The organism is Aeromonas sp. QDB14 (assembly GCF_027707845.1).
Classification (GTDB): domain Bacteria; phylum Pseudomonadota; class Gammaproteobacteria; order Enterobacterales; family Aeromonadaceae; genus Aeromonas; species Aeromonas caviae.
In genome coordinates this window covers 1-6,888 of sequence record NZ_JAPCJD010000122.1, presented here as the reverse complement: position 1 = coordinate 6,888, position 6,888 = coordinate 1, and the positions used below count along the sequence as shown (strand labels likewise).

The following is a 6,888-nucleotide window of genomic DNA, read 5'->3' as shown; positions in this document are numbered from 1 at the left end:
TGAAACCTATAGAAGACATTGCTGATGAACTGCGCGGGGCCGACTATCTGGTATGGCGCAATGGGAGGGGAGCAGTCTGGTTGCTCGGTCGTGAGAACAATCTGATGTTGCTCGAATATGCCGGGGAGCGAATGCTCTCTCACATCGTTGCCGAGCACGGCGACTACCAGGCGACCGAAATTGCAGCGGAACTAATGGCGAAGCTGTATGCCGCATCTGAGGAACCCCTGCCTTCTGCCCTTCTCCCGATCCGGGATCGCTTTGCAGCTTTGTTTCAGCGGGCGCGCGATGATCAAAACGCAGGTTGTCAAACTGACTACGTCCACGCGGCGATTATAGCCGATCAAATGATGAGCAATGCCTCGGAACTGCGTGGGCTACATGGCGATCTGCATCATGAAAACATCATGTTCTCCAGTCGCGGCTGGCTGGTGATAGATCCCGTCGGTCTGGTCGGTGAAGTGGGCTTTGGCGCCGCCAATATGTTCTACGATCCGGCTGACAGAGACGACCTTTGTCTCGATCCCAGACGCATTGCACAGATGGCGGACGCATTCTCTCGTGCGCTGGACGTCGATCCGCGTCGCCTGCTCGACCAGGCGTACGCTTATGGGTGCCTTTCCGCAGCTTGGAACGCGGATGGAGAAGAGGAGCAACGCGATCTAGCTATCGCGGCCGCGATCAAGCAGGTGCGACAGACGTCATACTAGATATCAAGCGACTTCTCCTATCCCCTGGGAACACATCAATCTTACCGGAGAATATCGTTGGCCAAAGCCTTAGCGTAGGATTTCGCCCTCTCCCGCAAACGACCCCAAATCAAGCAACGTCATTTCATCCTCCTATCTGCTACTCGTTTTTCCAATACGTCACGCCATCGTCGCAATTCGATAGCTTCGGTGCGTCCATACGCCTCCCTACTTGAGAAGGACCACGACCACGGCGGCCAGCGCGACGAGCGCGCAGAGCGCCGCGATTGCCGACGCGGCTATGGCGGTAGTGCGGGCGGCCTTCGCCGTCTGCACCCCGGCGCTCGCCTCGCGGCTTGCTGCGCGAGCTTCGGCCACGTCCTGCCGAAGCTGCGCGCCCGCTTCGGTCAGGGCGGCGGTTACAGCCTGCCGCACCTGCCCGCTCACGTAATCGGCGGCGTCAGTGATGACGCGCCCCGCCGTCGCCTTCGATTGCTCGACATGCTCTTGCAGCGCAGCGGCGAGGGCCTTTTGATGGCCCTCATTTTGCGCTGTTAGAACCTCGACATACCGGCCAAGCACAAGATCATGCAGCGTGACCGTGACCAAGATAGGGTCATCCGGCCCGAGCAGGACGTTATGCTTGATGGCGACGGTTTTCCGTAGCTCATCAAAGTCAATCATCCTGCCTCCCCTCAGATCACGGCGGCCAGTTGTTCAAAGATCGCCTTTTTCACCTGCGCGAGACGGGACTTTGCCATGAGGCCGAAATCGGGGGAGGCCGCGACTTCATCGAAAGTCAGCTTGGAATCGAGCATCAGTTGCACGTCCTTGCCGAACGTGCTGCCGGTTTGGCGCGCGATCCGCACGAGGCCATGAACGCGGTCGCGGTTGTTCTGGTAGACCTTCATTTCCTCAAAGGTTTTTCCTTCGGCTTCAATGTCGCCGAAAAACTCATTGAGCCAAACCACAATGCGGGTTTCTTCCGGCATTTGCTCGACCAGTGAAGCGAACCCGGCGAGCGTGTCGCGGATCGCTTGGCCGCCGGTGATGACGGTATGGATGACAACCTGTTTGCCGTGCCCGGCAATCACGTTGATAGCGTCGTTTTCGGCGATGTAATAGGACAGCGGAATGAAGCTCGCCGCGCCGTTGTCGATGACGAAGTGCGAATCTTCGGCCACCACGCGCTCAATCAGCGCGTCAAAGTTACGCTCGACCAGCGAGCCGCCTTCCATCAGTTCAAGGCGCTGGGTGCCGAAAGCCTTATAGCCCGCAAGGGTGGCGTTCACCGGGTCCGTATCGACGGCAACGACCGGCTCGCCCTTGGCGCGCAGGTATTGCGTGATGAGGCTCGACACGAAGGACTTGCCGACGCCGCCTTTGCCTTGCAGGGTGAAATGAACTTGCTTCATAAAATCGTCGCTCCTTTCAGGGGTTCTAGGGATTTTCCGTCCAAATGCGACATTCAGACTGCTAAGTGATTGATTTATTGTGACTGGCTATGTGAAGCGCCAAAAAAGTAATACCCCTCTGGAGGCCGCGGACGGCGTGGCCTCCAGAGCACTTTGTCGTTTTTGGACGGAAAATCCCTAGAACCCCATACCGCCCGCATAACACTGCCATTCAAAAATCCCTGTAAAAACCGGATTTTTATCCATCAAAGCAACGATCGCCATCACATAAACCACAACAAACACCAAAGACAGTGCGCCAGTTTGACCGCCATCAATTTACTGACGATTGCATCATTCATACTGCGAGCGATTAAATATTTATTCAGATGGAGCTAAATCATGACTGACAAATCACGCTCGGTAACGATAGGCAGTTACCTGGCACTGGCGTTCGCCATCGTCTTCTTTTCGGGACTGTTGCAGTCCAACCAGTGGTACGGAGTGTTCGACTTCACCACACTGAACGGTTCGTTCGGCACCATGGTACAGAGCGTCAGCGAGAACGGCGACGGCCTCAAGACTGCCATGACCGACATGCGCGGCAAGGGGGGCAACGGCGCCCGCGACGGCTTCCTGTTTGCCCTGACCCTGATCCCCACCGTGATGTTCGCCCTCGGCATGATCAATGTGCTGGAACACTACGGCGCCCTGGATGCCGCCCGCAAGCTGCTGACCCCGCTGCTGCGCCCGCTGATGGGGATCCCTGGCAACACGGGCCTGGCGCTGATCGCCTCCCTGCAGAGTACCGATGCCGGCGCCGCCATGACCCGCCAGCTCAAGGATGAAGGGCTCATCACCAAGCGCGAGACCGACGTCTTCACCATGTTCCAGTTCTCCGCCGGTGCCACCATAGTCAACTTTTTCTCCTCCGGCGCCGTGCTGTTCACCCTGACCCTGGCCGATGGCAGCCCGGCGGTCAGCTCCTCCATCGGTCTCGCCGTGGTGGTGATGTTTGCCTTCAAATTTGTCGGAGCCAACCTGTTTCGGGTCTACCTCAACCTGACCGAAGGCAAAAACAGCGACAACACCCAGCACGCCACGACCCCCAGCACTCAGGAGCAAGCCAAATGAGCCAGGCCAACGTCAAGAAACCCATCGTCACCGATATCTTCGTCGAAGGGGCCAAGAAGGGATGGGTCATTGCCACCACCTCCACCGTCCCCAACGTGCTGATGGCCTTCGTCATCATCAAGGCGCTGCAGATCACCGGCGCCCTGGACGCCATGGGGGCCATCTTCTCCCCCATCATGGCGGTGTTCGGTCTGCCCGGTGAGGCAGCTGCAGTGCTGATCGGCGCCTGGATGTCCATGGGCGGCGCGGTCGGCGTGGTCATTACCCTGTTCGATCAGGGGATCCTCAACGGTACCCACATCGCCATCCTGGCCCCCGCCATCTACCTGATGGGCTCCCAGGTGCAGTACATGGGCCGCATCCTCGGCTGCATCGGCACCGAAGGGCGCTACATCCCCATCATGGTCGCCATCTCAGTGCTCAACGCCTTCGGCGCCATGTTGGTGATGAACATCCTTCTCTGACCCTTTTCGTACAACCACACAAGTGGAGCAACCGATGACTTTTTCTCTGGATGAATACCTGGCCGAGCTGGCCCCTCTCATCAACCTGGATTGCGGCTCATTGCACCAACCTGGCATAACCGCAGTGGCTGATCTGATGGCCGCCAAATACGAGGCCATGGGTGGCTGGCACATCAAGCGGGTCGACTGCGGGGTAGCCGGGGTGGGACTGGAAATTCGCAACCAGCCTGATGCCGAGCAGATCGATGTGATGTTGATTGGCCATATGGACACCGTCTTCCCCCTCGGCACCGCCGCCGCCCGCCCGCTGAGCGTCGATGGCGAGCGGGCCTACGGTCCCGGCGTCTCCGACATGAAATCCGGCCTGCTCAACATCGTCCATGCCCTGCGCGCCCTGCCCCGCGAAGTGCGCGACAGCCTGAGCATCTGCGTCTGCATGAACCCGGACGAAGAGATTGGCTCCCTGCACTCCAGCGACTGGCTGGCCTCGGTGGCCAAACAGGCCCGTCAGGTGCTAGTGGCCGAAGCAGCCCGTGCCGACGGATCCTTGGTCAAAGCGCGCAAGGGGATGGCTCGCTATCGCCTCGATTTCACCGGCAAGGCGGCCCACGCGGGCAACGAGCCGCAGAAGGGGCGCAGCGCCATCACCGAGCTGGGTCACTGGATCCTGGCCATCAATGCCCTCACCAACTTCGAGAGCGGCACCACCCTCAACATCGGCATCGTCGAGGGGGGCAATGGCGCCAACATAGTGCCGGCCCATGCCAGCGCAGTCGTGGACGTGCGCTTCTGGGACAATCAGGAGTACAGCCAGGTCAACGACCGGCTGCTGACCCTGGCCGAGCGCCCTCATCTGGAAGGGGTCACCATCAAGCTGACTCGCGAGGCCCACAAGCCGGCCATGGTGCCGTCAGAAGGCACCAAGGCCCTGATGGCCATCGTGGAAGAGTGTGGTCAAGAGCTGGGTCTGCCCATCCGCTGGCAAGAGGTCGGTGGCGGCTCGGATGCCAACCTGACCGCCGCCCTCGGCATTCCGACCCTGGACGGTCTGGGCCCTATCGGCGCCGGTTTCCACAGTGACGAGGAGTATCTGGATCTGGCGAGCATTGCCCCGCGCATCGAGCTGCTGGTGAAGGTGCTGACCCGCCTGGCCGCGTGATATCCCCATCCATGGCCAAGGCCAGCCGGTTTGCACCGGCTGGCCTTTTTTATATCCGGCGACGCCGTCACTCCAGCGGCGGCAGAAACTTCGCCATCACCTTGCCGGTATGCCCCTCCTCCTCAAAGGCCACCAGCGTCTTATCCAGCTGAGTAATGAGCTCCTGAGCCCGCGGCGATCCCTTGCTCACCATCAGGTAGAATCCCTTGCGATTGGGTAGGCGCAGATGGGTCAAACCGGGTTCACTCTGGTAGATGCCAAGGCTGAGGCCGCTTAGCAACGGCTCGACCGAGTTTGGCAGAAAATCGCAGCGCCCCCGCGCCAGCAGGTCGAGAGCCTGCTGCAGCCGCTTGACCCGCCGCAGCTTCTTGTTGATGCCATAGGGGGCATAGTTGTAGCCAAGCAGTCCGCACATCCGGCCGCGGCTGGCCACCTCCAGATCCGGCGCCTCGGGGAAGCGGCGCTTGAGGTAGAAGAGACCGAGGCGGGTGTGATAGAGGGGAACACTGTAGTAAACATGGGCCGCCAGCTCCGGCTTGTAGCTGGCATCCCAGGTCAGCTCGCACAGGCCGTTTTGGCCATAGTCGACCAGCTCCTGCTTGACCCTGGCCCATGGCAGGTAGCGGATCTGGGGAGACAAACCATTCTGGCGCAGGGCATCGAGCACCAGGGTCGCCGCCGCCCCGGTCAGCCGTTCGGGTTCCGGCACGCCGTTGTGGCGCACCCAATAAGTGTAGGGAGGCCATTCACTGCCATTGCCGAGGCAGATCCGCACCGGCGCGTCACTCTCCTGTGCCGAGGCGACCGGCATCAACATGGCAAGGATCATGCCCGACAACAGCCAGAATCCCTTCATCCCTCTTCCTCCATGTGCCAATCTCCTGAGTGCAGAGCGTCTTGCCCTCTGTGCTACCCTCACAGCCCGTGCTCCGGGCGCCATAGCGCCAACAGGAGGGGCGGAATATCGCCATAGGCCAGGGTCGGCGTCTGGTGCCACTGCGCCAGCTTTTGCAGCGCCTTCCCCAGCTCCCCTGCCAGGGTGCGGGTCACCCTGACCCCAGCCTCCAGATAGAGGTTCTTTATCTCGAAGATCCCCTGCTGGCGATGGGCCTTGGCATCCATCCGGCCCACCAGTTTGCCGCAATGCAGCAGCGGCAGCACGAAGTAGCCGTACTGGCGCTTGTGCGCCGGGGTATAGCACTCGATGCGGTAGTCGAACTCGAATAGCTCGCGGGCCCGCCTGCGATCCCACACCAGAGGATCAAAGGGCGACAAGGCCGTGGTATGGGTCGCCCTGAGGGTGCCCCCCTGCGCCTTGACCAGCTCGTCAGCCAGCGAGGCGTGGACGAAGGCGCCGTGCTGCCATCCCTCCACCCGCACCGGAAACAGCTCTCCTTCGTCGGCCAGTTGATGGAGCAGGGCATCGTATTTGCCGCGTCGCAGCCGGTAATAGTCGGCCACCCAGCCGGCCTTGACCAGCCCCAGCGCCCGGCAGCTGGCACGCACCATCTCTCGCTGCGCCGTCTCCGGGCTCGGCAGATCCCGCTCGTCGCACCAGCCGGGCATGACCCGCTCTGCCAAATCATAGACCCGCTGGAAGTTGCGCCGCTCGCGCACCATCAGGCGCCCCGCGGTGAAGAGCACCTCGAGATGACGCTTCTCCGGCTTCCAGTCCCACCAGCCGTTGCCCTTCTCTCCCTGGCGGGCAAAGTCGGCTGCTCGCACCGGCCCCTGCTGGCGGATCTGCTCGAGTAGCCGGTCAATGTCCTGCTGATGGGTGGCGAGCCAGTGGGCCGAAAACTTCCAGCCCATGGCGGCAGGATCCAGCATGCGATGGCGCAGCAGCCGGTAATCCTCCCGGGGCACGAAGCAGGCCTCGTGGGCCCAGTATTCGAAGAGGTCGCCCTCGGCCAGCAGCCGCTCCAGCCAGACGGGATCGTAGTGGCCGAGGCGGCTGAACAGCACCAGGTAGGGGTTCTAGGGATTTTCCGTCCAAATGCGACATTCAGACTGCTAAGTGATTGATTTATTGTGACTGGCTATGTGAA

The 6,888-nt window shown here is 60.9% G+C and carries 7 protein-coding genes and 1 pseudogene; 4 read left to right on the top strand and 4 right to left on the bottom strand.

Features of this window, described 5'->3' with window-relative positions:
* Window positions 1-710, top strand: a 710-nt coding sequence (locus PG887_RS21370) for an APH(6)-I family aminoglycoside O-phosphotransferase (protein WP_270822862.1), incomplete at its 5' end; no start/stop codon positions are given.
* 207 nt (window positions 711-917) lie between these two features.
* Here the strand turns inward: PG887_RS21370 and PG887_RS21365 are convergent.
* Together PG887_RS21365 and PG887_RS21360 are read right to left on the bottom strand one after the other, a co-directional pair.
* Window positions 918-1,373 carry a conjugal transfer protein TraM gene (locus PG887_RS21365; protein ID WP_115371005.1) on the bottom strand — a complete coding sequence of 152 codons (456 nt, stop codon included), beginning with the start codon at window positions 1,371-1,373 and terminating at the stop codon, window positions 918-920.
* An 11-nt stretch (window positions 1,374-1,384) separates the two neighbouring features.
* Complete coding sequence (locus tag PG887_RS21360; protein ID WP_115371006.1) at window positions 1,385-2,104, bottom strand: nucleotide-binding protein; 720 nt, start codon at window positions 2,102-2,104, stop codon at window positions 1,385-1,387.
* Between the two features lie 381 nt (window positions 2,105-2,485).
* On the opposite strand from PG887_RS21360, the gene PG887_RS21355 reads away from it, so the two are divergent.
* Genes PG887_RS21355 through PG887_RS21345 form a run of 3 tightly spaced genes read left to right on the top strand, consistent with a single transcriptional unit; the run spans window position 2,486 to window position 4,840 of the window.
* Window positions 2,486-3,217, top strand: a complete 732-nt coding sequence (locus PG887_RS21355) for a nucleoside recognition domain-containing protein (protein ID WP_042025688.1) — start codon at window positions 2,486-2,488, stop codon at window positions 3,215-3,217.
* A complete protein-coding gene (locus tag PG887_RS21350) occupies window positions 3,214-3,681 on the top strand; it encodes a YjiG family protein (RefSeq protein ID WP_026457021.1) in 468 nt (155 codons plus the stop codon). The genes PG887_RS21355 and PG887_RS21350 overlap by 4 nt, the downstream gene beginning before the upstream one ends.
* Before the next feature lie 34 nt (window positions 3,682-3,715).
* Window positions 3,716-4,840: a M20 family metallopeptidase gene (locus tag PG887_RS21345; protein ID WP_210555960.1), complete on the top strand. Its 1,125-nt coding sequence runs from the start codon at window positions 3,716-3,718 to the stop codon at window positions 4,838-4,840.
* 67 nt (window positions 4,841-4,907) lie between these two features.
* Here PG887_RS21345 and PG887_RS21340 read toward each other — a convergent pair whose 3' ends face one another.
* Both PG887_RS21340 and PG887_RS21335 read right to left on the bottom strand, forming a co-directional pair.
* Window positions 4,908-5,696, bottom strand: coding sequence for a substrate-binding periplasmic protein (locus tag PG887_RS21340; RefSeq protein ID WP_372587210.1), 789 nt, complete (start codon window positions 5,694-5,696; stop codon window positions 4,908-4,910).
* A gap of 59 nt (window positions 5,697-5,755) precedes the next feature.
* Window positions 5,756-6,817, bottom strand: a pseudogene (locus tag PG887_RS21335) (winged helix-turn-helix domain-containing protein); the annotation flags it as partial.
* Window positions 6,818-6,888: the final 71 nt, after the last annotated feature.